21 protein-coding genes are annotated in these 25,226 nt (G+C 68.1%); 14 read left to right on the top strand and 7 right to left on the bottom strand.

Annotated elements, in window-relative coordinates; genetic code table 11:
• Positions 1-20: 20 nt before the first annotated feature.
• On the bottom strand, positions 21-1,238 hold the full coding sequence (locus tag IG194_RS20185) for a M24 family metallopeptidase (protein WP_058488584.1): 1,218 nt from the start codon (positions 1,236-1,238) through the stop codon (positions 21-23).
• Between the two features lie 181 nt (positions 1,239-1,419).
• Between IG194_RS20185 and IG194_RS20180 the strand changes: the two genes are divergently transcribed.
• The 9 genes from IG194_RS20180 (at position 1,420) to IG194_RS20140 (ending at position 11,040) form a co-directional block, all read left to right on the top strand.
• Complete coding sequence (locus IG194_RS20180) at positions 1,420-1,983, top strand: helix-turn-helix domain-containing protein (RefSeq protein WP_009617731.1); 564 nt, start codon at positions 1,420-1,422, stop codon at positions 1,981-1,983.
• A 239-nt stretch (positions 1,984-2,222) separates the two neighbouring features.
• The gene (locus IG194_RS20175; RefSeq protein WP_412536090.1) at positions 2,223-3,806 is read left to right on the top strand and encodes an ABC transporter substrate-binding protein; all 1,584 of its coding nucleotides are present in this window, start codon (positions 2,223-2,225) and stop codon (positions 3,804-3,806) included.
• Between the two features lie 145 nt (positions 3,807-3,951).
• Positions 3,952-5,331 (top strand): OprD family porin, encoded by a 1,380-nt coding sequence (locus tag IG194_RS20170; RefSeq protein WP_058488583.1) that lies wholly within the window; start codon positions 3,952-3,954, stop codon positions 5,329-5,331.
• 10 nt (positions 5,332-5,341) lie between these two features.
• Positions 5,342-6,925 carry an ABC transporter substrate-binding protein gene (locus tag IG194_RS20165; protein ID WP_058488582.1) on the top strand — a complete coding sequence of 528 codons (1,584 nt, stop codon included), beginning with the start codon at positions 5,342-5,344 and terminating at the stop codon, positions 6,923-6,925.
• A gap of 64 nt (positions 6,926-6,989) precedes the next feature.
• Entirely contained in the window at positions 6,990-8,000 is a 1,011-nt protein-coding gene (locus tag IG194_RS20160) for an ABC transporter permease subunit (RefSeq protein WP_009617723.1), read from the top strand.
• Positions 8,001-8,010: 10 nt separating this feature from the next.
• Positions 8,011-8,922 (top strand): ABC transporter permease subunit, encoded by a 912-nt coding sequence (locus IG194_RS20155; protein WP_058071443.1) that lies wholly within the window; start codon positions 8,011-8,013, stop codon positions 8,920-8,922.
• Between the two features lie 11 nt (positions 8,923-8,933).
• Complete coding sequence (locus IG194_RS20150) at positions 8,934-9,101, top strand: hypothetical protein (protein WP_009617720.1); 168 nt, start codon at positions 8,934-8,936, stop codon at positions 9,099-9,101.
• Positions 9,098-10,069, top strand: coding sequence for an ABC transporter ATP-binding protein (locus IG194_RS20145; RefSeq protein ID WP_058488581.1), 972 nt, complete (start codon positions 9,098-9,100; stop codon positions 10,067-10,069). The genes IG194_RS20150 and IG194_RS20145 overlap by 4 nt, the downstream gene beginning before the upstream one ends.
• A complete protein-coding gene (locus IG194_RS20140; RefSeq protein ID WP_058488580.1) occupies positions 10,069-11,040 on the top strand; it encodes a peptide ABC transporter ATP-binding protein in 972 nt (323 codons plus the stop codon). The genes IG194_RS20145 and IG194_RS20140 overlap by 1 nt, the downstream gene beginning before the upstream one ends.
• Positions 11,041-11,370: 330 nt before the next feature.
• Here the strand turns inward: IG194_RS20140 and IG194_RS20135 are convergent, their stop codons facing one another.
• Positions 11,371-11,997, bottom strand: a complete 627-nt coding sequence (locus IG194_RS20135) for a LysE family translocator (RefSeq protein WP_009617717.1) — start codon at positions 11,995-11,997, stop codon at positions 11,371-11,373.
• Between the two features lie 307 nt (positions 11,998-12,304).
• Here IG194_RS20135 and IG194_RS20130 point away from each other — a divergent pair, with 307 nt between their 5' ends.
• Positions 12,305-12,787, top strand: a complete 483-nt coding sequence (locus tag IG194_RS20130) for an Lrp/AsnC family transcriptional regulator (protein WP_009617716.1) — start codon at positions 12,305-12,307, stop codon at positions 12,785-12,787.
• Here the strand turns inward: IG194_RS20130 and IG194_RS20125 are convergent.
• The 3 genes from IG194_RS20125 to IG194_RS20115 are packed head-to-tail and all read right to left on the bottom strand — an operon-like array spanning position 12,784 to position 15,130.
• Positions 12,784-13,704 (bottom strand): biotin-dependent carboxyltransferase family protein, encoded by a 921-nt coding sequence (locus IG194_RS20125; RefSeq protein ID WP_141679696.1) that lies wholly within the window; start codon positions 13,702-13,704, stop codon positions 12,784-12,786. The two genes, IG194_RS20130 and IG194_RS20125, sit on opposite strands and share 4 nt — an antisense overlap.
• Positions 13,701-14,378: a 5-oxoprolinase subunit PxpB gene (gene pxpB / locus IG194_RS20120; RefSeq protein ID WP_058488579.1), complete on the bottom strand. Its 678-nt coding sequence runs from the start codon at positions 14,376-14,378 to the stop codon at positions 13,701-13,703. The genes IG194_RS20125 and pxpB overlap by 4 nt, the downstream gene beginning before the upstream one ends.
• The gene (locus IG194_RS20115; RefSeq protein ID WP_058488578.1) at positions 14,375-15,130 is read right to left on the bottom strand and encodes a 5-oxoprolinase subunit PxpA; all 756 of its coding nucleotides are present in this window, start codon (positions 15,128-15,130) and stop codon (positions 14,375-14,377) included. Before IG194_RS20115 ends, pxpB begins: the two co-directional genes overlap by 4 nt.
• Before the next feature lie 144 nt (positions 15,131-15,274).
• Between IG194_RS20115 and lpxO the strand changes: the two genes are divergently transcribed.
• A complete protein-coding gene (lpxO, locus tag IG194_RS20110; protein WP_043315260.1) occupies positions 15,275-16,174 on the top strand; it encodes a lipid A hydroxylase LpxO in 900 nt (299 codons plus the stop codon).
• Between the two features lie 68 nt (positions 16,175-16,242).
• Here the strand turns inward: lpxO and IG194_RS20105 are convergent, their stop codons facing one another.
• Complete coding sequence (locus IG194_RS20105) at positions 16,243-18,786, bottom strand: PepSY domain-containing protein (protein ID WP_225617235.1); 2,544 nt, start codon at positions 18,784-18,786, stop codon at positions 16,243-16,245.
• A 90-nt stretch (positions 18,787-18,876) separates the two neighbouring features.
• Positions 18,877-21,126: a TonB-dependent receptor gene (locus IG194_RS20100; RefSeq protein ID WP_058488576.1), complete on the bottom strand. Its 2,250-nt coding sequence runs from the start codon at positions 21,124-21,126 to the stop codon at positions 18,877-18,879.
• Between the two features lie 203 nt (positions 21,127-21,329).
• Between IG194_RS20100 and IG194_RS20095 the strand changes: the two genes are divergently transcribed.
• The 3 genes from IG194_RS20095 (at position 21,330) to IG194_RS20085 (ending at position 24,712) form a co-directional block, all read left to right on the top strand.
• Positions 21,330-22,010 carry a Fe2+-dependent dioxygenase gene (locus IG194_RS20095; protein ID WP_058488575.1) on the top strand — a complete coding sequence of 227 codons (681 nt, stop codon included), beginning with the start codon at positions 21,330-21,332 and terminating at the stop codon, positions 22,008-22,010.
• Between the two features lies 1 nt (position 22,011).
• Positions 22,012-22,806, top strand: coding sequence for a tetratricopeptide repeat protein (locus IG194_RS20090; RefSeq protein ID WP_058488574.1), 795 nt, complete (start codon positions 22,012-22,014; stop codon positions 22,804-22,806).
• A 115-nt stretch (positions 22,807-22,921) separates the two neighbouring features.
• Positions 22,922-24,712 (top strand): phosphoethanolamine transferase CptA, encoded by a 1,791-nt coding sequence (locus IG194_RS20085; protein WP_058488573.1) that lies wholly within the window; start codon positions 22,922-22,924, stop codon positions 24,710-24,712.
• The last annotated feature ends 514 nt before the right edge of the window (positions 24,713-25,226 follow it).

Here is a 25,226-nt window from a genome sequence, read left to right as displayed (position 1 = left end):
GCATCCCCTGTAGGTTGGCCTTACCCCGCCAGACCGAACGGATCGTCGATGGAATGGCTCGGCCGGGTGAACCAGCGCGGGCCTTCGGCGCTCATGTAGAAGTGGTCTTCCAGGCGGATGCCGAACTCGCCGGGCACGCAGATCATCGGTTCGTTGCTGAAGCACATGCCGGTCTCCAGCGGGGTTTCGTCGCCGCGCACCAGGTAGGGGCCTTCGTGTATGTCCAGGCCGATGCCATGGCCGGTGCGGTGCGGCAGGCCGGGCAAGGCGTAGTCCGGGCCCAGGCCGCCGGCTTCCAGGCAGCGCCGCGCGGCGGCGTCCACCGCCTGGCAGGGCGCACCCGGCACGGCGGCGGCGAAGGCGGCCAGTTGCGCGGCCTTCTCCAGGTTCCACAGGCTGCGCTGGCGCTCGCTGGGCGTGCCGAACACGTAGCTGCGGGTGATGTCCGAGTTGTAGCCGTGCAACTGGCAGCCGGTGTCGATCAGCACCATGTCGCCTTCGCGCAGCGGGCGCGGCTCGCGCACGCCGTGGGGGAAGGCGCTGTCCTCGCCGAACAGCACGATGCAGAAGGTCGAGCCGGGCGCGCCGACGCGGCGGTGCGCCGCCTCGATGAAGCGCACCACCTCGGTGGTGCTGATGCCTTCGCGGAGGATGCTGGCGGCGGCCTTGTGCACTTCCAGGGTCATGTCCTTGGCGCGCTGCATCAGCGCCAGCTCGGCGGCCGACTTGCGCTGCCGTCCATGGTCGACGGCGGCGCTCGCATCCACCAGGCGCAGGGCGCCGGCAACCTCGCGCAGGCGCTCGGCCATGCCGAACGGCAGGCTCGGGCACAGGCCGAGGCGGGCGTTGGCCGGTACGCCCAGCTCCACCAGCATGTCCAGCAGCAGGCGGTAGGGGCTCTGGTGTTCCTGCCAGGTGCGGATCGCCCCGGGCAGCACCTGGAAGTCGCGCACCGTGCCCTCCTCGAAGGCCGGGGCGAGGTACTGCGGCGCGCCCTCGGCGGGCACCAGCAGGCCGACCAGGCGTTCGCTGGGGTTCCATTTCACCCCGCTGAAATAGCGCAGGTAGCTGCCGGCATCGACGAACGCCGCGGCCATGCCCTGCTCGCGCAGGCGCGCCTGCAGGCCGGCCACGCGGGCCCGGTATTCGTCCAGCCCGATCGGCTCGACGCCGCCGCTCATGTCGCGCAGCCCCGCCAGAGCCTGCTCGGGGCTGCTGCCCCCAACGCCCAACGTCATCGCCAACTCCCATCCTGAAAAATTCAGCGGAATTTAAGCATTACTTAAATTTCATGCCAAACGAATTTTAAGCACCACTTAAAATCACGGCAAAAGCCCTCTTCGCAAGCCAACCTTTCCGGCCCTCTTCCTCCGCCTTCCTTCGCCGGTATACTGCCGGCATCCTCCAAGAGCCCAGCCAATGACCGTCGATCGAATCGGAGAGCGCCTGCGTCGCTATAGGCGCGCCGCGAAGAAGACCCTCAACCAGGTGGCCAGCGAATCCGGCCTCACCGCCAGCTTCCTGTCCCAGGCCGAACGCAACCTCACCGGGGTTTCCATCTCGTCCCTGGCCAGCATCGCCAAGTCCCTGGGGGTGCCGCTCAACGAACTGTTCGACCAGCCGCAGCAAGCGCAGCCGGACACCCACCAGGGCGAGCGCGTGCGCTATGCCATCGAGGGCCAGCCGCTGGGCTACGAACGCCTGTCCAGTTCCTTCCCCGGCAACCAGCTCAACGCGGTGAAGATGAACATGCCGGTCGGCTACCAGTCCGAGCTGATCGCCCACGAGGGCGCGGAATTCGCCTACGTGCTCAGCGGCAGCATCGTCTACACCATCGACGGCCGCAGCTACCCCTTGGGCCCCGGCGACTCGGTGCACTTCGACGCCGGCAAGCCCCACTGCCTGCGCAATGCCGGCGAGGAAACCGCCGAGGTGCTGACCGTCACCACCATGCCGCTGTTCGGCGAGCATCCGGGTACCTGAGACATTCCCTAGGTATTAGGACGCTTCTGATTTTTGCAGTAGCACTGAATTTAAGTTGACCTTAATTTCAGCCTGACTTAACTTCGCGTTCGACGTTCGCCGGCTACCCCGGCGGCATCCGACCATCGCCCACGGGGGAGCGGTGGCGCCCGAGCCGGCACAGGTCCATCAGGCCCGCGCCCGGCTCCCTCAGAAAAAGAACAACGAGGTTAGGCATGCGTATGAAGCGTCGTAACTCCATGCATTCACTGGTCGCCGGCGGCCTGCTGCTGGCCAGCTCGGCGAGCTTCGCCGGCAGCACCCTGGTGTACTGCTCCGAAGGCAGCCCGGCCGGCTTCGACCCGGGCCAGTACACCACCGGCACCGACTACGACGCCACGTCGGAAACCCTGTTCAACCGCCTGGTGCAGTTCGAGCGCGGCGGCACCGAGGCCGTGCCGGCCCTGGCCGAAAGCTGGGAGACCAGCGCCGACGGCAAGGCCTGGACCTTCCACCTGCGCCACGGCGTGAAGTTCCACACCACCGACTACTTCAAGCCCAGCCGCGAGTTCAACGCCGACGACGTGGTCTTCACCTTCGAGCGCATGCTCGACAAGGACCAGCCGTTCCGTAAGGCCTACCCCACCGAGTTCCCCTACTTCACCGACATGGGCCTGGACCGCAACATCGCCAGGGTGGAGAAGCTCGACGACTACACCGTCAGGTTCGTCCTCAACGAAGTCGACGCCGCCTTCATCCAGAACCTGGCCATGAGCTTCGCGGCCATCCAGTCCGCCGAATACGCCGGCCAGTTGCTCGCCCAAGGCAAGGCCAGCGAGATCAACCAGAAGCCCATCGGCACCGGGCCCTTCGTGCTCAGCCGCTACCAGAAGGACGCGCTGATCCGCTTCAAGGGCAACAAGGACTACTGGAAGCCCGAGGACGTGCGCCTGGACAACCTGATCTTCGCCATCAACACCGACGCCTCGGTGCGCATGCAGAAGCTCAAGGCCGGCGAATGCCAGATCAGCCTCAACCCGCGCCCGGCGGACCTGGCCTCGCTGAAGCAGGACGCCAACCTGAACATGCCCTCGCAGCCGGGCTTCAACCTCGGCTACATCGCCTACAACGTCACCCACAAGCCGCTGGACCGCGTCGAGGTGCGCCAGGCGCTGGACATGGCGGTGAACAAGCAGGCGATCATCGACGCCATCTACCAGGGCGCCGGCCAGTTGGCGGTGAACGCCATGCCGCCGACGCAGTGGTCCTATGACGAATCCATCAAGGGCCAGGCCTACGATCCGGCGAAGGCCCGCGAACTGCTGAAGCAGGCCGGCATCGCCGAAGGCACCGAGATCACCCTCTGGGCCATGCCGGTGCAGCGCCCGTACAACCCCAATGCCAGGCTGATGGCCGAGATGATCCAGGCCGACTGGGCCAAGGTCGGCATCAAGGCCAGGATCGTCAGCTACGAGTGGGGCGAGTACATCAAGCGCGCCCACGCCGGCGAGCACGACGCCGCCCTGTTCGGCTGGACCGGCGACAACGGCGACCCGGACAACTGGCTCGGCACCCTCTACGGCTGCGACGCGGTCAACGGCAACAACATCTCCAAGTGGTGCGACACGGCCTACGACAAGCTGGTCAAGCAGGCCAAGGCCACCACCGACCATGCCCAGCGCGTCGCCCTCTACCAGCAGGCCCAGCAGTTGCTCGCCCAGCAACTGCCCATCAGCCCCATCGCCCACTCCACGGTGTACCAGCCCATGCGCAAGTCGGTGCAGGGCTTCCTCATCAGCCCCTTCGGGCGCAACACCTTCTACGGCGTGAGCAACCAGCCCTAGCCGAGGCTTTCGGCCCGCCGACCCGGCGCAGACCGGGCGGCCCTTCGTTTCGCCACTGCCCCACACCCCGCGCGCCCGCCCCGGCAGGCGCGGCGGGATGCGTTTGCCGTCTCGAACAACAACGAAGAAGAAAAAGGAGCAATCCATGCAGTGTCCCTACCTCAAACCCGCTGTACTGGGCCTGGCGATCGGCGCCGGGCTGCTCGGCCAGGCGCAGGCCGCCGAGGACGATGCGAACAAGGGCCAGGCCGGCGCCAGCGGCTTCATCGAGGGCCAGAAACTGACCCTCAGCACGCGCAACTTCTTTTCCCGCGAGCAGATGCACGACAGCTTCGGCTTCCGCATTCCCAAGGAAGGCGGCTCGGAATTCACCCACAGCCGCCGCGCCTGGGTGCAGGGCAGCATCCTCCAGTACAGCTCCGGCTACACCCAGGGCACCGTCGGCTTCGGCCTCGACGTGGCCGGCTTCAACGCCATCAACCTGGAGCGCGGCAAGGGCGTGATCGGCGGCGGCGGCAACCGCACCCTGGCCCACAGCGACGGCGAGGCGCTGGACGAATGGTCGAAGCTGGGCATCGCCAACCTGCGCCTGCGCGTCTCCAACACCGAGCTCAAGGCCGGGCGCTTCCAGGTGGAGACGCCGGTGTTCAACAGCATCGACAACCGCGCCCTGCCGTCGAGCTTCAACGGCGTCGGTCTGCTCAGCGAGGAGCTGGCCGGCCTCTCGCTGCAGGCCGGCAGCTTCACCCGCGCCAGCCCGCGCACCGGGGCGGGCGACGAGGACTTCACCACCGAGTACGGCACGCGCCAGGTCAAGGGCGACCGCTACAGCTACCTCGGCGGCACCTACAAGGTCGCCGACAACCTCTCGGTGAGCGCCTACGGCGGGCATTTCGAGGACGTCTGGAACCAGTACTACCTCGGCTTCTCCCACGACCTGGGCGATGCGCAGAGCCTGGCCCTGAACACCAGCTTCAACCTCTACAGCACCCGCGACACCGGTAACCGCGAGGCCGGCTACATCGACAACGACACCTGGAGCCTGGCCTTCACCCTCAGCCATGGCGCCCACAGCCTGATGCTCGGCTGGCAGCAGGTGGACGGCAACGAGTACTTCGACTACGTGCACGAGACCTCGGCCATCTACCTGGCCAACTCGCTGCTGTCGGACTACAACGGTCCCAACGAAAAGTCCGTGCAGCTGCGCTACAGCACCGACTTCGCGCCCTATGGCGTGCCCGGCCTGAGCACCGCGGTGTGGTACGCCAAGGGCTGGGACATCGACGGCACCCACTACGACGGCGATCGCAACGGCGCCTACGGCAACTATGCCGAGGTCCGCAACCAGGACGGCGAGAAGCACCACGAGCTGGGCCTGATGGGCACCTACGTGGTCCAGGACGGCCCGCTCAAGCGCAGCAAGTTCCGCCTGATGTACATGAAGCACCTGGCCAGCCAGAACCAGGTCGACGGCAGCGTCGACGAGGTCCGCCTGGTCAGCACCTTCCCCTTCGACCTGCTGTAGGAGAACCCCCATGATCCCGCGCTACCTGCCCCTGCTCCTGGCGCTCGGCGCCGGCCCCGCGCTGGCGCAGAACCTGGTGGTGTGCACCGAGGCCAGCCCGGAGGGTTTCGACATCGTCCAGTACACCGGCGCGGTCACCGCCGACGCCGCCGCCGAGACGGTGTTCAGCCGCCTGGTGGCGTTCCGCCCGGGCACCACCGAGGTAGTGCCGGCCCTGGCGCAGCGCTGGGAGGTCAGCCCCGACGGGCTGGCCTACACCTTCCACCTGCGCCCGGGAGTGAAGTTCCACAGCACCGACTACTTCAAGCCCAGCCGCACGCTGAATGCCGACGACGTGCTCTGGAGCTTCCAGCGCGCGCTGGACCCGCAACACCCCTGGCACGCCTCGGCGCCGCGCGGCTACGCCTACTTCGAGGCCATGGGCATGGGCGAGCTGATCAAGTCGGTGGACAAGCTCGACGACCTGACCGTGCGCTTCACCCTCAACCACCCGGAAGCGCCCTTCCTCGCCGACATGGCCATGGGCTTCGCCTCCATCTACTCGGCCGAATACGCCGACCAGTTGCTCAAGGCCGGCAAGCAGGAGCAGCTCAACACCCAGCCCATCGGCACCGGGCCCTTCGTCTTCAGCCGCTACGCCCGCGACGCCCAGGTGCGCTACAAGGCCAACCCGGACTACTTCGGCGGCAAGCCGGCCATCGACAACCTGGTGTTCGCCATCACCCTCGACCCCAACGTGCGCATGCAGAAGCTGCGCCGCGGCGAATGCCAGGTGGCGCTCTACCCGAAACCGGCCGACGTGCCGCAGCTGCAGAAGGAAGCGAACCTGGCGGTGGACAGCACCGACGCCCTGCTGACCACCTACGTGGCCCTCAACACCCAGCACAAGCCGCTGGACGATGCGCGAGTGCGCCAGGCCATCAACCTGGCCATCGACAAGCCGGCGCTGCTGGAGGCGGTGTTCGGCCCCGGCGCGGCGACCCCGGCGATCAACCCCTACCCGGCGACGCTGCTCGGCTATAACAAGCAGCTCCAGGACTGGCCGCACGACCCCGGGCGCGCCCGGGCCCTGCTCAAGGAAGCCGGGGTGGACGACGGCCTGAAGCTGACGCTGTTCATCCGCAACGGCAGCTCGCCGACCATCCCCAACCCGGCGCTGGCGGCACAGATGATGCAGGCGGACCTGGCCAAGGTCGGCATCGCGCTGCAGATCCGCTCGCTGGAATGGGGCGAGTTGCTCAAGCGCTCCAAGGCCGGCGAGCACGACCTCTCGCTGCTCGGCTGGGCCGGCGACAACGGCGACCCGGACAACTTCCTCAGCCCCAACCTCAGCTGCGCGGCGGCCAAATCCGGGGAAAACCAGGCGCGCTGGTGCGACGCGGCCTTCGAATCACTGATCCAGCAGGCCCGGCGCACCGACGAGCGGTCGAAACGGCAGGAACTTTATGAAAAGGCGACAAAGATATTCCACGAACAGGCCCCCTGGATTCCCCTGGCGCATCCTAAGCTGTTCAATGTGCGCCGCAGCAATATCGAGGGCTACACCATCAGCCCGCTGAGCAATAACAACTTCGCCGAAACCCGGGTGAAGTGACAATAAAAACGGGCGCCCGCGTTATCCCCGCGGGCAGCCGCGTGATGAGGAGTCCGCCCCCACCATGCTGAGTTTCATCGCACGCCGTTTCGGCCTGCTCATTCCGACCTTCTTCGGCGTCACGCTGCTGACCTTCGCGCTGATCCGCATGATCCCCGGCGACCCGGTCGAGGTGATGATGGGCGAGCGCCGCGTCGACCCGCAGATGCACGCCGAGGCCATGCACCGCCTGGGCCTGGACAAGCCGCTGTACCAGCAGTACCTGGACTACATCGGCAACCTCGCCCAGGGCAACCTCGGCGAATCCCTGGTGACCCGCGACAGCGTCTGGCACGAGTTCCTCACGCTGTTCCCGGCGACCCTGGAGCTGGCCATCGCCGCCATGCTCTTCGCCGGCACCTTCGGCTTGCTGGCGGGGGTGATAGCGGCGCTCAAGCGCGGCTCGGTCTTCGACCACGGGGTGATGACCATCTCCCTGGCCGGCTACTCGATGCCGATCTTCTGGTGGGGCCTGATCCTCATCATGCTGTTCTCCGTGACCCTCGGCTGGACGCCGGTGTCCGGGCGCCTGGACCTGCTCTACGACATCGAGCCGAAAACCGGCTTCATGCTCATCGACACCCTGCTCTCCGACGAGGAGGGCGCCTTCCTCGACGCCCTGCACCACCTCATCCTGCCGGCCATCGTGCTGGGCACCATCCCGCTGGCGGTGATCGCCCGCATGACCCGCTCGGCCATGCTCGAAGTGCTGCGCGAGGACTACGTGCGCACCGCCCGCGCCAAGGGCCTGTCGCCGGCCCGCGTGGTGTTCGTGCACGCCCTGCGCAACGCCATGATCCCGGTGCTCACCGTGTTCGGCCTGCAGGTCGGCGCGCTGCTGGCCGGCGCCGTGCTGACCGAGACCATCTTCTCCTGGCCGGGCATCGGCAAGTGGCTGATCGACGCCATCAGCCGCCGCGACTACCCGGTGGTGCAGAACGGCATCCTGCTGGTCGCCACCCTGGTGATCCTGGTCAACTTCACCGTGGACATCCTCTACGGCCTGGTCAACCCGCGCATCCGCCACCAACGCTGAGGAGCCCGCGATGAATTCCATGCAAAACGCTCCCGCCGGCGACCCGAGCCTGGTCTACCCCTCGCCCCTGAAAGAGTTCTGGCAAGCCTTCGCGCACAACAAGGGTGCGGTGGGCGGCCTGGCCTTCATGGTGCTGATCGTCTTCTGCGCGCTGTTCGCACCCTGGGTGGCGCCCTACGACCCCAGCGAGCAGTTCCGCGACTTCCTGCTCACCCCGCCGGTGTGGCTGGAAGGCGGCACCGGGCAGTTCCTGCTGGGCACCGACGAAGTGGGCCGCGACATGCTCTCGCGGCTGATCTTCGGCGCCCGCCTGTCGCTGATGATCGCCCTCAGCTCGGTGGTCATCTCGCTGCTGCCGGGGCTGGTGCTGGGCCTGGTCGCCGGCTTCTCGCCGAACCGCCTGGGCCCGGTGATCATGCGCCTGATGGATATCATGCTGGCGCTGCCCTCGCTGCTGCTGGCGGTGGCCATCGTCGCGGTACTCGGCCCGGGACTGTTCAACACCGTGATCGCCATCGCCGTGGTCTCGTTGCCCTCCTACGTGCGCCTGACCCGCGCGGCGGTGCTCGGCGAGGTCAACCGCGACTACGTCACCGCCTCGCGCCTGGCCGGCGCCGGCCTCTGGCGGCTGATGTTCGTCACCGTGCTGCCCAACTGCATGGCGCCGCTGATCGTCCAGGCCACCCTGAGCTTCTCCTCGGCCATCCTCGACGCCGCCGCCCTGGGCTTCCTCGGCCTCGGCGTGCAACCGCCGACCCCGGAGTGGGGCACCATGCTGGCCTCGGCGCGCGACTACATCGAGCGCGCCTGGTGGGTGGTGAGCCTGCCGGGCCTGGCCATCCTGCTCAGCGTGCTGGCCATCAACCTGGTGGGCGACGGCCTGCGCGACGCGCTGGACCCGAAACTCAAGAGCGCGGCGTAAGGAGCATGCAGATGAAGAACTTCATGCTCCTCGTAGGATGGGTGGAGCGAAGCGATACCCATCATTCCAGCGCCAAGCCGATGGGTTTCGTTGCACTCAACCCATCCTACGCGCCCCGCATGCCCGCCCCCGCAACGATGAATGTTCCCGTGCAGCGCCTGATGGAGACCGCCGTATGAGCCTCCTGGAAATCCGCAACCTCTCGGTGCGCTTCGGCGGCGCCGACGCCGTGCCCGTGGTCGACGGCCTCGACCTGAACGTCGACAAGGGCGAGGTGCTGGCCATCGTCGGCGAGTCCGGCTCCGGCAAGTCGGTGACCATGATGGCGCTGATGGGCCTGATCGACGCCCCCGGGCGCATCACCGCCGACACCCTGCGCTTCGACGGCAGCGACATGCTCAAGCTCAAGGGCCGCGAGCGCCGGCGCATCGTCGGCAAGGACATCGCCATGGTCTTCCAGGACCCGATGACCGCGCTCAACCCCAGCTACACCGTGGGCTTCCAGATCGAGGAAGTGCTGCGCCTGCACCTGGGCCTGCGCGGCAAGGCCGCGCGCCAGCGCGCCCTGGAACTGCTGGAGAAGGTCGAGATCCCCGGCGCCGCCCAGCGCCTGGACGCCTACCCGCACCAGCTCTCCGGCGGCATGAGCCAGCGCGTGGCCATCGCCATGGCCATCGCCGGCGAGCCCAAGCTGCTGATCGCCGACGAACCCACCACGGCCCTGGACGTGACCATCCAGGCGCAGATCATGGAACTGCTGCTGAACCTGCAGCGCGACCAAGGCATGGCGCTGATCCTCATCACCCACGACCTCGCCGTGGTCGCCGAGACCGCCCAGCGCGTCTGCGTGATGTACGCCGGCCAGGCGGTGGAGATCGGCCAGGTGCCGGCGCTGTTCGACCTGCCCACCCACCCCTACACCGAGGCGCTGCTCAAGGCGATTCCCGAGCACAGCGCAGGCGAAGAACGCCTGGCCACCCTGCCCGGCATCGTCCCCGGGCGCTACGACCGGCCACAGGGCTGCCTGCTATCGCCGCGCTGCCCCTATGTGCAGGATGACTGCCGCGCCATCCGCCCGGCCCTGGAATCCCACGTCCGCGGCGCGGTGCGCTGCTACTACCCGCTGAACCTGAAGGAGGTGGTCTGATGGAAGCCGTACTGACCGCCCGCGACCTGACCCGCCACTACGACATCGCCCAGGGTCTGTTCAAGCCCCACGCCCTGGTCCGCGCCCTCAACGGCGTGTCCTTCGAACTGCAGGCCGGCAAGACCCTGGCGGTGGTCGGCGAGTCCGGCTGCGGCAAGTCCACCCTGGCCCGCGCCCTGACGCTGATCGAGGAGCCCACCTCCGGCTCCCTGCGCATCGCCGGCCAGGAAGTGAAGGGCGCCAGCCACGAGCAGCGCAAGCAACTGCGCCGCGACGTGCAGATGGTGTTCCAGAACCCCTACGCCTCGCTCAACCCGCGGCAGAAGATCGGCGACCAGCTCGGCGAGCCGCTGCTGATCAACACCGGTCTGTCGCGCAGCGAACGCCGCGAGCGGGTGCAGGCGATGATGCAGCAGGTGGGCCTGCGCCCGGAGCACTACCAGCGCTACCCGCACATGTTCTCCGGCGGCCAGCGCCAGCGCATCGCCCTGGCCCGCGCCATGATGCTGCAGCCCAAGGTGCTGGTGGCCGACGAACCGACCTCGGCGCTGGACGTGTCCATCCAGGCCCAGGTGCTCAACCTGTTCATGGACCTGCAGCAGGAGTTCGGCACCGCCTACGTGTTCATCTCCCACAACCTGGCGGTGGTGCGCCACGTGGCCGACGACGTGCTGGTGATGTACCTCGGCCGCCCGGCGGAAATGGGCCCGGCGGACAAGCTCTACGAACGCCCGCTGCACCCCTACACCCGCGCCCTGCTCTCGGCCACCCCGGCGATCCACCCGGACCCGGGCAAGCCGAAGATCAAAATCCAGGGCGAGCTGCCCAACCCGCTCAACCCGCCCAGCGGCTGCGCCTTCCACAAGCGCTGCCCCTATGCGACGGAGCGCTGCAAGGTGGAAGTGCCGGAACTGCGGCTGCTGGATGAGCGGCAGGTGGCTTGTCATCATGCGGAGCAGTTTCTGGGGTAATGGTGCTAATGCTGGGCTCCGCTCCCTCACCCTAACCCTCTCCCAAAGGGAGAGGGGACCGTTGGGCAGAGCTGGGTATTCTGCAGTTAGCCGGATATCTCTCCGTGCTGTCCGGCTGAAACCACACTTCCAACCGGCACGGACAAGCCCCCCTCTCTCTCCGGGAGAGGGGCCGTTCGGAGTGTGCTGATATTTCGGAGTCAGCCGGACGCTGTGATATCCGGCTGAAACTTCACCCCCAGCCGGCACGGACAAGCCCCCTCTCCCTCCGGGAGAGGGCTGGGGTGAGGGGAACGGAGCATCCCTGTACTCCACAATTCCCCCACACTCCTACACCTCCCTCAACAAAGCCAACCGCGCCCCGAACCCGATCAGCAACGAAGCAAAAGCCCACTGCTGCACCCGCTGCGCCAAGGCATGCCGCTCCAACCAACGCCCCAACCGCGCCCCGCTCAACGCATAGAAACTATCGAACACCAAGCCCACCCCCACCAACACCGCCCCCAGCACGCCGAACTGCAACGCCAACGGCCCCGCATCCGGCCGCACGAACTGCGGCAACAGCACCGAACAGAACAACAACGCCTTGGGATTGAGCAGATTGGTCAACAATCCATTGCCAAAGGCCCGCCGCCAACTCCGCGCCTGGACCTCGGCCACAGGCTCGATGCCCGCCAACGACGGCCGCGCCAGCAACATGCGCAACCCCAGCCACGCCAGGTAGGCCGCGCCAGCCAAACGCACCGCATCGAAGGTCCAGGGCACACTGCGAAACAACAGCGCCAGCCCGGCACCAGCCAATACCACATGGCAGCCCCGCGCCGTGGCCAGGCCCAAGGCGGTGACCAGGGCCGTGCGGCCGCCGCGGCTGGCGCCGGTGTGCAGCAGCAGGAGCATGTCCGGCCCGGGCAGCAGGTAGACCATCGCCAGGGCCAGCAGGAAGACGCCGAAATCCATGGTTCGCACTCCGCAGGAAGGGGCTCCGGTCAAGCGGGCCCTGCCCGCGATTCGCGCGCAGGGCCCGCTCCTACATGGGGACGCTGCGGGTGGGGCAGCGTAGGAGCGGATCTCATCCGCGAACCGCGCCGGAATGTCCGGCTATCGCGGACAAGTTCCGCTCCTACGGGGAGGAATGCCGTGCCACTCGGCGACCTGTAGGAGGATTCTATGCCCGAAGGCCAGGGCAGGTGCTTGCGTATTCGGCTTGCCAGCCTGGGTAGTTTTGGCATGATCTGCCAATCCAAATCCTGAAAGCTGGCCAGATATGCCAAACCACAAACTGGACGCCTACGACCACCGCATCCTCGCCGCCCTGCAACGCGACGGCCGCCTGAGCAACGTGCAACTGGCCGAGGCCATCGGCCTGTCGCCCTCCCCCTGCCTGCGCCGCGTGCGCCTGCTGGAAGAGGCCGGGGTGATCCGCCGCTACGGCGCCGACCTGGACCGCGACCAGGTCGGCCTGGGCCTGACGGTGTTCGTCGGGATCAAGGTGGAGCGCCACCACGAGGAGCAGGCCGAAGCCTTCCGCCGCGCGGTGGTCGACCTGCCCGAGGTGATCTCGGTGCACCTGGTCTCCGGCGAAGCGGACTTCCTGCTGCAGGTGGTGGTGCCGGACCTGCGCGCCTACGAGCACTTCCTCACCGGCACCCTGCTGAAGCTGCCGGGGGTGAGCGACATCCGCAGCAACTTCGCCATCAGCACCCTCAAGGAATCGGCGCCGCTGCCCTTGCAGCACCTGCCCCGCTAGCCGCGGAAGAAACGGTAGAAGCGCCGCAGTTCATCCTGCGCTGCTTCCAGCGTCGTCTCGGCGAAGCGCACCTCGGCGTGGGCCAGGCACTGCGCCAGGCGGCCCAGGTCCAGGGGGTGGACGAAACCGAGCAGCGGGTAGCCGCCCATGCTCTGGTGGTCGGCCTGCAGGACGATGGGCTGGCCGTCCGGCGGCACCTGGATGGCGCCGCGGACCATGCCCAGCGACCACTGCCGGCGGGGTGCGCGGATCGGCTCGCCGTGCAGGCGCGCGCCCATACGGTCGGATTGCGGGCTGAGTTGCCAGGTGCGCTCGAAGAAGGCCGCCCGCTGCTCCGGCTCGAAGACGTCGCCGCCGGGCAGCACGCGCAGCATCGGCGTCTCGCGGTAGTCCGGCACGTAGGGCCAGGGCACGCTGGCGCCGCGTTCGAAGGCTTCGCCGCTAGCCGCGCAAGGCAGCAGGTCGCCCTCCTCCAGCGCCCGGCCGTCGCCGTGCAAGCCGCCCAGGCCCTCGCGGCGCAGGGTGGCGACGCTGCCCAGCACGGGTTCGACGCGGAAGCCGCCCGCCACCGCCAGGTAGGCGCGCTGGCCGCCGGCGGCGAAGCCCAGTTCCAGTTCCTGCCCGGCGCGCAGGGCAAAGCGCGACCAGCCAGGGCGCGCTTCGCCGTCCACGCGGATCGGCACTTGCGCACCGCACAGCGCCAGCCAGCAGTCCGCTTCGGCCCGCAGGCGCAGGCCGCCGAGGGCCACCTCCAGCAGCGGCGTGCCCCAGGCGTTGCCCAGCAGATGGTTGGCCCAGGCCGCGGCATGGATATCCACAGGCCCGCCAGTGGAAACACCCAGATGCTGCCAGCCGTGGCGGCCGGCATCCTGCAGCAGGCTCAGCAGGCCAGCCTTGAGCACCCGCAGGCCGCTCATGGGCAACCTCCGGCGCGGCGGAAGGCCGCCTCGTCGATGGGCAGGAAACGCACCTGGTCGCCCACCGCCAGCGGGCACGGCGGCTCCTGGTGTGGGTCGAACAGACGCTGCGCGGTGAGCCCCAGCAGGTGCCAGCCGCCCGGCGAGGCCTGTGGATAGACCGCGGTCTGCCGCTCGGCGATGGCCAGGCTGCCGGCCGCCACGCGGGTGCGCGGGTTGGCCCGGCGCGGCAGGGCCAGGCGCTCGTCCAGCTCGCCGAGGTAGGCGAAGCCAGGCGCGAAACCGATGGCGCCGACGCGGTACTCGCGGGCGCTGTGCAGCTCGATCACCTGGTCCCGCCGCAGGCCACAACGCCGGGCCACCTCGTCGAGGTCCTCGCCGGCGTACCACACGCGGATTTCATGCAGGCGCCCGGCGGCGTCGCTTGGCTCTGGGCCGGGCCAGTCCGCCAGCAGCGGCGCCAGGCGGCGCTGCAGGTCGAGGGGGTTGGTGCGGCGCAGGTCGTAGTGCAGCAGCAGCGTGGTCCAGCCCGGCACCAAATCGGTCAGCACCTCGCCCAAGGCCGAGCGCAGGCGTTCGGCCAGGGCGGCTATGCGCAACGGCAGGTGCGCGTCCGGGCGTTCGGCCAGGGTCAGCAGCAGGGCTTCGGCGCCGAAGGGCTCGACGCGGATCATGCGGCGTCCAGCAGGCCACGCAGGCGCCGCAGCACCGCCAGGGATTCGGGGTTGTCGCCGTGCACGCAAAGGCTGTCGGCGCGCAGCCGCAGGGGGTTGCCGTCGATGTCCGGGAAGGGCTCGCCACGGGCGATGGCCAAGGCCTGGTCGAGGATGCGCTGCGGCTCGTGGTGCACCGCGCCGGCCAGGCGCCGCGGGGCCAGCTGGCCGTCGGGCAGGTAGGCGCGGTCGGCGAAGGCCTCGAACATCAGCGGTACGTCGGCAGCGTCGGCCAGGGCCAGTTCGCGGCGGTTGTCGGCCAGGGCCAGGACCATCAGCGGCAGGCCCTTGCGGTAGGCCGCGCAGGCATCGAGCACCGCCGCCAGCAGGGCGTCGTCGCGCACCAGGTCGTTGTACAGCGCGCCGTGGGGCTTCACATAGTCGACGCGGGTGCCGGCGGCACGGCAGAAGGCGTCCAGCGCGCCCACCTGGTACAGCACCAGGGCCTGCACCTCTTCCGGCGAACAGCTCAGATGGCGGCGGCCGAAGCCGGCCAGGTCGGGGTAGGACGGGTGCGCGCCTATGCTCACGCCCTGCTCCAGCGCCAGGCGCACGGTGCGCTGGATGGTCAGCGGGTCGCCGGCGTGGAAGCCGCAGGCCAGGTTGGCCTGGTCGATCAGCGGCATGGCGTGGACGTCGTCGCCCATGCGCCAGGCGCCGTAGCTTTCCCCCATGTCGCAGTTGAGCAGGATGCGAGTTGACTGATCGGTCATGATACTGCCTCGACTTCGCCGGCGAGTTTCGGAAACATCCCTAGGTTAAACCAGAGAGCCATCATTTAGTCTTAGGAATATTCAGTAACGATTCAGGGGAGTAATATCCTCCGCTTCCTCCCGCCGAAAGCCATCGACTCGAAGATGAAAGCCCTGATCCTGGCTGCCTACGCGGCCTGCATCGCCTATGTGCACGTGCGCGGCAAGGTCCGCCACAAGCTGTCCCGGCAGCTGAGCGACCACTCCAGCTTCCTCGCCCCGCTGAACTGCTTCATGTACCTGTTCTCCAGGGTGCCCAATACGCCGTACCTGACGCCCAACGCCTTCCCGGAGATGCAGAAGCTCACCGACAACTGGGAAGTCATCCGCGCCGAGGCCCTGCGCCTGCGCGAGGCCGGCAGCATCAAGCGCTCCGAGCAGTACAACGACGTCGGCTTCAACTCCTTCTTCAAGACCGGCTGGAAGCGCTTCTACCTGAAGTGGTACGACGACGCCCACCCCTCGGCCGACGTGGTCTGCCCGCAGACCACTGCGCTGCTGCGGGAAATCCCCTCGGTGAAGGCGGCGATGTTCGCCGAGCTGCCGCCGGGCTCGCGCCTGGTGCGCCACCGCGACCCCTACGCCGGCTCGCTGCGCTACCACCTGGGGCTGTTCACGCCGAACGACGAGGGCTGCTTCATCGAGGTGGACGGCCAGCGCTACTCGTGGAAGGACGGCGAGGCCGTGGTGTTCGACGAGACCTACATCCACTATGCCGAGAACACCACCGAGCACGACCGGGTGATCCTCTTCTGCGACGTCGAGCGGCCGCTGAAGTACCGCTGGGCGCAGGCTTTCAACCGCTGGTTCAGCCGCAACGTGATGGCCGCCGCCGCCTCGCCCAACGACGACGGCGACAAGACCGGCGGCATCAACCGCGCCTTCGGCACGCTGTACAAGATCCGCCTGCAGGGCAAGGCGCTGAAGAAGCGCAACCGCAAGCTGTACTACCTGCAGAAGTGGGCGTTCTTCGGGGCGATCCTGGCGTTCATTCTCTGGGTTTGAAGAGCCGCTGGAGGCTAGAGGCTGAAGGCTGGAGGTAAGAGCCTTTCCGCCTTCAGCCTTCAGCCTCTTTAATAAACATCCCGCCGGTAGCGCCCTTCTTCCAGCAACGCTTCCACCGCCAGGTCGCCCAGCGCTTCGCGCAGCACTGCGTCCACGCCGCCGGCCATGCCTTCCAGGCTGCCGCAAACGTAGATCGCCGCGCCCTCTTCCAGCCACTGCCGCAACTCCTCAGCGCGTTCGCGCAGGACGTCCTGCACGTAGACCTTGCTCGCCTGGTCGCGGGAGAAGGCCACGTCCAGGCGCTGGAGTTCGCCGCTCAGCAGGTAGCCTTCCAGCTCTTCGCGGCAGTAGAAGTCGTGCTCGCGGTTGCGTTCGCCGAACAGCAGCCAGTTGCGCCGGCGGCCCGCGCCTATGCTGGCGCGCAGCAGCGAGCGCAGGCCGGCCAGGCCGGTGCCGTTGCCGATCAGGATCAGCGGGCGGTCTTCCTCCGGCAGGTGGAAGCCGGCGTTGCGGCGCAGGCGCAGGGCCAGGCCGGCGCCGGGTTGCAGGTATTCGGTGAGCCAGCCGGAGCCCACGCCCAGGCTGCCGTCGGGGTGGCGCTCCTGGCGCACGATCAGTTCCAGGGCACCGTCGCTGGGCAGCGAGGCGATGGAGTATTCCCGCGCCGCCAGCGGCACCAGGGCGTCCAGCACGGCCTGTGGGTGCAGGCCGACCAGGTGGCCGAGGGAAACCGGTAGCTCGCGCCCGGTCAGGGCATCGGCCAGGGCCATGCTGCCGCCCTCGACCTCGACGCTGGCCTCGGCGTCCACGCCCAGATGCTCCAGCCAGGCCAGCACGCGTTCGCGCGGGTGCTGCGGAAGGATTTCCACCAGGTCGCCGGCGCGCCAGTCGGCGCTGCTGCCGGCCGGCGCCTGCAGGCGCAGCAGCCAGGTGGACTGGCCCTGGCTGCTGGGGTTGAGGTGTTCGCGGGCGGCCAGGCTCCACAGCTCGTATTGCGGCGCAGCGAAGGGCGTCGGCGCGGCCACGCCGGTCAGTTGTGCCAGCTGTTGCTGCCACTCGCGCAGGGCGGCGGCGTCGCCGTTGTCCACTTCCACGCCGTCGAACAGCGGCTGCGCGCCCTGTCCTTGCAGCCAGCCCTGCATACGCCGGGCGAAGCCGCAGAAGGCCTGGTACTGGCGGTCGCCCAGGGCGAGCATGGCGAAGCGCAGCTGGCCGAGGCCGGCGGCTTCGCCGAGCAGCTTGCGCTCGAAGCCGCGGGCGCTGTCCGGGGCCCCGCCGTCGCCGAAGGTGCTGACCACGAAGAGCGCGTTGCGCGTCTGCTCCAGTTGCTGGCGGTCCAGGCGCGCCAGGGGCTCCACGCGCACCGCCAGGCCCGCGGCCTGCAGCTGCCCGGCGCTCTGCCAGGCCAGTTGCTCGGCGAAACCGCTCTGGCTGGCGTAGCCCACCAGCCAGGCATCGGCGCCGCCGGCGCCAGCCAGTTCGACGCGGGCAGCCTGGGCGGCTTTCTTCTTGCGCCGGCGATCGAGGTAGAGCAGCCAGCCGGTGACGAAGAACAGCGGCATGGCCAGGCTCGCCAGCATCATCAGGATGCGCCCGGGCATACCGAAGTAGCTGCCCACGTGCAGGGCGTAGACGCTGGTCAGCAGTTGCTTGCCGAAGCTGCTGTCGGCGTAGCGCTTGTCGCCCAGCAGGCGGCCGCTTTTCGGGTCGATGCGCATTTCGTTGAAGGCGCGTTCGTGGGCGGCGTCGTCCAGGCGGTAGAACACCGTGGCCGGCTGCCCGCCCACCGGCGGCAGGCGCAGGTTGTAGGCCTCAAGGCCAGGACCGGCGGTGCTGCGCAGGGTGTTCCACAGGGCGCTGTAGTCCACTTCCAGCGGCGGCCCCTTGGGCGCTTCGCCGCCACGGCCACCGCGGCCGCCCTGGCGCTGCTGGCCGGCCGGGGCGTCGTCGAGCAGCTTGAACAGCGCGCCGCGGTACCAGTCGTAGGACCAGTACAGGCCGGTCAGCGAGGCCAGCAGATAGAAGGCCAGGCACCAGGTGCCGGCTACCGCGTGCAGGTCCCAGTTGAAGGCGCGGCCCTTCTTGCGCCAGTCCAGGGCCAGCCAGGCGCGCCAGCTCAGGGTCTTGCGCGGCCAGCGCAGGTACAGGCCGGAGAGGCAGAAATAGATGAGGATCAGGGTGCAGGCCGCGGTCACCTGCTTGCCGAACTCGCCCAGGGCCAGGAAGCGGTGCAGCTGCATGATGAACATGAAGAAGCCTTCCCCGGACGGCGCCGGCAGCGAGGCACCGGTGTAGGGGTCGACGTAGCGCGATTCGCCGCGGCGCTGGCCCGGTGGCGGGGTGAAGAAGATGCGCGCGGCCTCGTCGCCGTCGACCTTGGCCCAGACGAAGGACACCTTCCTGCCCGGCTCGGCGGACTCCACCCGCTGCACCAGTTCGTCCAGCGCCAGGGTGCCGCCGGGCTGCTCCTGCACCGTCAGGCTGGCAGGGTTGAAGGCGCGCAGCAGTTCGTCCTGGAACGACAGCGCCGCCCCGGTCACGCCCATCAGGGCCAGCACCAGGCCGGCGCTTATGCCGAAGAACCAATGCAGCTGGAACCAGACTTTCTTCAACACCTTGCTCTCACCTCGGGCGCGGGGCGCCAAACAATAGAAAACCCCGCCCGAAGGAGCAACGGGCGGGGTGCACGGAAGGCCGTGCGATCAGAAGTGCAGGTTCACCCCCAGCAGCGCCGTGCGGCCCGGGGCCACGTGGGCCATGTGGGTGCTGTAGACCTGGTCGAAGTAACGCTTGTCGGTCAGGTTCTGCACGTTCAGCTGCAGGTCGACGTTCTTGCTCAGCTTGTAGCTGGCCATGGCGTCGTAGCGCCAGTAGGACGGGATGTAGGTCGAGTTGGCAGTGTTGCCGAACTGCTTGTCCACATAGGTGGTGCCGCCGCCGATGGTCAGGTCCTGCAGCACCTCGTAGGTGGTCCACAGGGTGAAGTTGTTCGGCGCCACCTGCGGCATGCGGTTGCCTTCGTCGGACTTGGTGGTCGACTTACGGATCTCGCTATCCAGGTAGGTGTAGCCGCCGAAGACCTTCCACTTGGGCGTCAGCTGGCCGCTGAAGCCCAGTTCCACGCCTTGTACGCGCTGTTCGCCGTCGAGCACCTGGAAGGAGCTGTTGTCCGGGTCGGCGACGCGGGCGTTGGTCTTGTCGGTGCGGAACACCGCGGCGTTCAGCGACAGCGCCTCGTCGAAGAAGTCCCACTTGGTGCCCAGCTCCAGGTTGCGGTTGCGTTCCGGGTCCAGGCTGGTGTTGGCCGCGCTGACTTCCTGGCCGCCCTCGCCTGCGGTCTCGCCGCTGGGGTTGCTGGAGGTGGACCAGGCCAGGTAGATGCTGCCGTTGGGCAGCGGCTTGTAGACCAGGCCGGTCTGGTAGTTCCAGAAGTGGGTGTTGCTCTCGCGCTTGAAGTTGCCCGGCGCCGAGCCACGGCCACCGGTGCTGTAGCCGCTGGACTCGGTGTCGAAGTCGTCGTAGCGCAGGCCCAGGTTCAGGTCCCACTGCTCGTTGAGCTTGAGGGTGTCGAACACGTAGACGGCCGAGGTCTTGGTATCGGTGTCGGTGTAGGCCTGGCTGTCGACGATGCTGCCGGTCCAGGGGTCCTTGGGCGTCGGGTTGGCCAGGCTGGTGCAGTCGCCGCTGGCCAGCAGGGCGGCGTTGCAGGTGTTGCCCGCGGCCCCCGGGGTCACCACGTAGGGGCGGTTGTGCACGTCCTCGTAGCTGAACTCCAGGCCGGTCACCAGGCTGTGCTGGATGCTGCCGGTGTCGAAGGTGGCCTTCAGGTCGGTCTGGTTGACCCAGCCCTTGGAGGTGGAATTGCGGTTCTTCGACGAGCGATAGACGTAGCCGTTGGCGACGTTGCCGCGGCTGTCGTCGGGGTTGCTGACCACGTAGTCGAGGGTGGTACGGACCATGCGGAAGCTGTTGGACAGCGTCAGGTCGTCGTTGAGGTCGTGCTCGATGCGGAAGGTGCCGCTGTCGGTGGTGCTCTTGCGGTAGTCGCGGTGGGTCAGGCCGTAGAAGTTGTCGCGGTCGACCGAGGCCGGCTTGCTCGGGTTGTGTTTGCTGCGGTCGACGTTGGTCAGCGGCAGGCCGTAGTCCGGGATGTCGTCGGTGGCCAGGTGGTAGTAGGAGAAGGTCGCGCGGGTCGGGGTGTTGAAGCCGAAGGTGATGGTCGGCGCCACGCCCCAGCGGCTGACGCTGACGTCGTCGCGGCCGGCGACGTTGGCTTCGTGCTTCATCAGGTTCAGGCGGAAGGCCGCGTTGTCGCCCAGGGTGTGGTTGACGTCCAGGGTGGTGCGGTGGGTCTGGTCGGAACCGTAGGTGAAGCTGGCGTCGTTGAAGTCCTGCAGCTTGGCGGTCTTGCTCACCAGGTTCAGGCTGCCGCCGGTGGAGCCGGCGCCGGTGTAGGCCGAGCCCGGGCCCTTGCTGACTTCGATCTGCTCGATGTTGAACACTTCGCGGGTCTGCGAGGCGACGTCGCGCATGCCGTCGAGGAAGGTGTCGCTCTCGGCGTTGAAGCCGCGGATGAACGGACGGTCGCCCGCCGGGTTGCCGCCCTCGCCGGCGCCGAAGGTGATGCCGGGCGTGGTGCGCAGGGCATCGACCAGGGTCAGGGCGCCGGTGTCCTTGATCACCTGCTGCGGGATCACGGTGACGGTCTTGGGCGTGTCGAGCAGCGGCGCGGTGTACTTCTGCGAGGCCGACTGCTGGACGTTGTAGGTTTCTTCGCCCTGCTGGCCGACGACGGTGTCGGCATCCAGCGACAGCACATCCTGTGCGGGCTTCTTCTCGGAGGACTCCGCCGCCTGGGCGAAGTGGCTGCCGGACATGGCGGTGATGGCCACACCGACGGCGGAGACCAGCAGGCGCGGAGCGCTGGTGGCTTCGACAGATTGACGCGACATCGAAAGTTCCCTCCCCAGGGACTTGCTGAAGGCGGCGCAATCTAGTGCAAAACGAGAATCTGTATCAATTAGTAAATATTATCAGACGCACTTTATTTACAACATTTACATTTACCCCGTGCGACCGTTCGCCACCTCGGCTATACGCTGCAAATGCAAATGTCTATCATCGGCGTCGGATTTTCATTTGACCGAGCCCCGCCATGCTGCTGCACATTCCCGGCCTGTTCACCCGCGACGAGGTGACCCGCATCCGCACCGCCCTGGAGCAGGCCGAGTGGGGCGACGGCAAGGTCACCGCCGGCTACCAGTCGGCCAAGGCCAAGCATAACCTGCAGCTGGCCCAGGACCACCCGCTGGCCCGCGAGATTTCCGAGGCCATGCTGCTGCGCCTGTGGCAGAACCCGCTGTTCATGTCCGCGGCCCTGCCGCACAAGGTGTTCCCGCCGCTGTTCAACTGCTACACCGGCGGCGGCAACTTCGACTTCCACATCGACAACGCCGTGCGCGACGTGCAGGGCGGCCGCGAACGGGTGCGCACCGACCTCTCCTCCACCCTGTTCTTCAGCGACCCCGAGGACTACGACGGCGGCGAACTGGTCATCCAGGACACCTACGGCGAGCAGCGCGTGAAGCTGCCGGCCGGCGACCTGGTGCTCTACCCCGGCACCAGCCTGCACAAGGTCGAGCCGGTGACCCGCGGCGCGCGCTTCGCCTCGTTCTTCTGGACGCAGAGCCTGGTGCGCGAGGACAGCCAGCGCGCCCTGCTGTTCCAGATGGACCAGGCGATCCAGAAGCTCACCGCCGACGTGCCGGAGCACCCGGCCCTGGTCGAGCTGACCGGCACCTACCACAACCTGCTGCGGCGCTGGGTCGAGGTCTGACATGGCGTTCGTCCTGCGCCGGCGCGAAGAGCTCTCGGTGGAGCAATTGCGCGCCCGCCTGGCCAGCGACCCGCGCCAGGCCGCGGCGGCCATCCTCGAAGCCGCGCGCCAGGGCGACGTCGAGGCCCAGGCGCTGCTCGGGCAGATCCTCCTCGACGGCCAGGGCATCGAGCGCGACGCCGCGCTGGCGGCGACCTGGTTCCGCATCGCCGCCGAGCGCGGCCACGCCATGGCGCGCAACATGCTCGGGCGCTGCCTGGAGCACGGCTGGGGCGTGCCCGCCAACCCCGCCGAGGCGGCCGAACACTACGCCCGCGCAGCGGCGGTGGACCTCGACTGGGGCCTGTACAACCTGGCCAACCTGCTGGCCACCGGCCGCGGCGTGCCGCGCGACGCGGCCCATGCCCTGGCGCTGTACCGGCGCGCCGCCGACCTCGGCCACGCCAAGTCGATGAACCTGGTCGGCCGCCATTACGAGGAAGGCCTGTGCGTGCCGCGCAACCCGGAACTGGCCCGCGAGTGGTACCGCCGCTCGGCGGTGGCCGGCGACTTCCGCGGCCAGTTCAGCCACGCCGCGGCGCTGGCCGAGCGGGGCGAGGTGGAGGACGCGCGCTACTGGCTGCTGCGCGCCCTGGAGGGCGGCAACCTGAACTTCCTGCGGGTGGCCCGCGAACAGCTGGAACGGGCGCCGCAGGCGGAACTGCGCAGCCTGGCCCTGGCCTACTACCGGCGCGCCGCGGAACTCGGCGAGACGGCCGACGCCGATCTGTTCGCCGCGGCGCTCAAGCGCCTGTAAGCGATTTCTTGACGTTTTTTTCACATGTCCTTGCCCCGCCCTTCACACATGCCTCGCTAGGCTCACAAGCCAACTGACCGCCCCGCACGGGCGGCCCCTGCAAGACGAGGCAAGCGTGTCGACTGCAACCAACCCCTCCCGCCGCAAGGTGGACTGGGCCGGCCTGGGCTGGCTGCTGCTGTTCTTCTGGTACTTCTCCGGCGTCACCCAGGCACTGATCCTGTTCAGCGGCACCACCGGCTTCGCCGGCTTCCGCGACGCCTTCTTCCTCAGCAGCCTGTGGCTGGCCCCGCCGCTGCTGCTGCCACGCTTCACCCGCGGCCTGGCGGCGCTGATCGGCCTGGTGCTGTGGGCGGCCTCGCTGGTGGGCCTGAGCTACTTCGGCATCTACCACCAGGAGTTCTCGCAGAGCGTCATCTTCGTCATGTTCGAGTCGAACACGGCCGAGGCCGGCGAATACTTCAGCCAGTACTTCAGCACCTGGCTGTGCCTGGCCCTGCTGCTCTACACGGCGGTGGCGGTGCTGCTGTGGCGGCGCGTGCGCCCGCTGCGCATGCCGGCGCCGGCCCGGGTGGCCCTGGCCGTGCTGCTGGTGGCGGCGAACCTGGTCTACCCCTTCTACAAGCAGATGGTCAGCCAGGAGCGCAGCTTCGCCCAGGCCCTGGAGAAGGTGCAGCAGCGCATGGAGCCGGCGGTGCCCTGGCAACTGGTGGTGGGCTACGCGCAGTACCGCCAGCAGTTGGACAACATGCAGAAGCTGCTGCAGCGCAACGCCGCCCTGCCGCCGCTGAAGAACCTCAAGGATGACAGCGGCGAGGCGCCGCGCACCCTGGTGCTGGTGCTGGGCGAATCCACCACCCGCGAGCACATGCACCTGTACGGCTACGACCGGCCGACCACGCCGAACCTCGACGCCCTGGCCGCCGGCGACCGCAACCTGACGGTGTTCAAGGACGTGGTCTCGCCGCGCCCCTACACCATCGAGGTGATGCAGCAGATCCTCACCTTCGGCGACGAGCAGCACCCGGACCGCTTCCTCACCGACCCGTCGCTGATCAACCTGATGAAACAGGCCGGCTACAAGACCTTCTGGATCACCAACCAGCAGACGATGACCAAGCGCAACACCATGCTCACCACCTTCTCGCAGCAGACGGACGAGCAGTTCTACCTGAACAACCAGCGCAACCAGAACGCCCGCCAGTACGACGACGTGGTCTTCGCGCCCTTCGAACAGGTGCTCAAGGACCCGGCGCCGAAGAAACTCATCGTGGTGCACCTGCTGGGCACCCACATGGACTACCGCTATCGCTACCCCGAAGCGTTCGCCCGCTTCAAGGACCGCCAGGGCGTGCCGGCCGGGCTCTCGGACGACCAGGCGGACACCTACAACGCCTACGACAACGCGGTGCTGCACAACGACTTCGTGGTCGCCAGCCTGATCAAGCGCTACGCCGCCAGCGAGCCGAACGGCTTCCTGGTGTACCTTTCCGACCATGGCGAGGAAGTCTTCAGCTCCGGCAAGCACGACCGCCTGGGGCGCAACGAAGGCGACCCGACGCGGCCGATGTACACCATCCCCTTCCTGCTCTGGACCTCGCCGAGCTGGCAACAGGCCCACCCGCGCGACCTGCAGGCGCTGAGCGGAAGGCCCTACAGCAGCTCGCACCTGATCCACACCCTGTCCGACCTGGCCGGCCTGAGCTACGACCGCTACGAGCCGGGCAAGAGCCTGGTCAGCCCCGAGTTCGTCGCGGCGCCACGCTGGATCGGCGACCCCTACGCGAAGAACGGCCTGCACGAGTTCGACAAGTTGCCGCTGGATAACGCAATGGGCGACCAGCAGTTGGCCAAGGCAAGCAAGGCGCCGGCCACCGTCCAGGTGCGCCAGGCCAACGAGGGTTGAGGCCGCGCGGGCCCTGCCCGCGATTTCGTGCGCATGACGTGCGTCCTGGGGATGGCGTGGTCGGGGCAGCGTAGGAGCAGATCTCATCCGCGAATCGCGCCGATACCCCCGGCTATCGCGGACAAGGTCCTACGCCCGTGCTTTCCTGGAACTGTAGGAGCGGGCCCTGCCCGCGATTTCGTGCGCATGATGTGCGTCCCGGGGATGGTGTGGGCGGGGCAGCGTAGGAGCGGATCTCATCCGCGAATCGCGCCGATACCTCCGGCTATCGCGGACAAGGTCCGCCCACGCCCGTGCTTTCCTGGAACTGTAGGAGCGGGCCCTGCCCGCGATTTCGTGCGCATGACGTGCGTCCCGGGGATGGTGTGGGTGGGGCAGCGTAGCGGATCTCATCCGCGAATCGCGCCGACACCCCCGGCTATCGCGGACAAGGTCCGCTCCTACGCCCGTGCCATCCAGCCCGTAGGATGGGTTGAGCGAAGCGATACCCATCATCACCACCGCATGGGTTTCG

The sequence above is a fragment of the Pseudomonas sp. ADPe genome (assembly GCF_014843515.1).
Lineage (GTDB): Bacteria > Pseudomonadota > Gammaproteobacteria > Pseudomonadales > Pseudomonadaceae > Pseudomonas > Pseudomonas citronellolis.
This window is presented reverse-complemented; position numbering and strand designations above follow the sequence as displayed.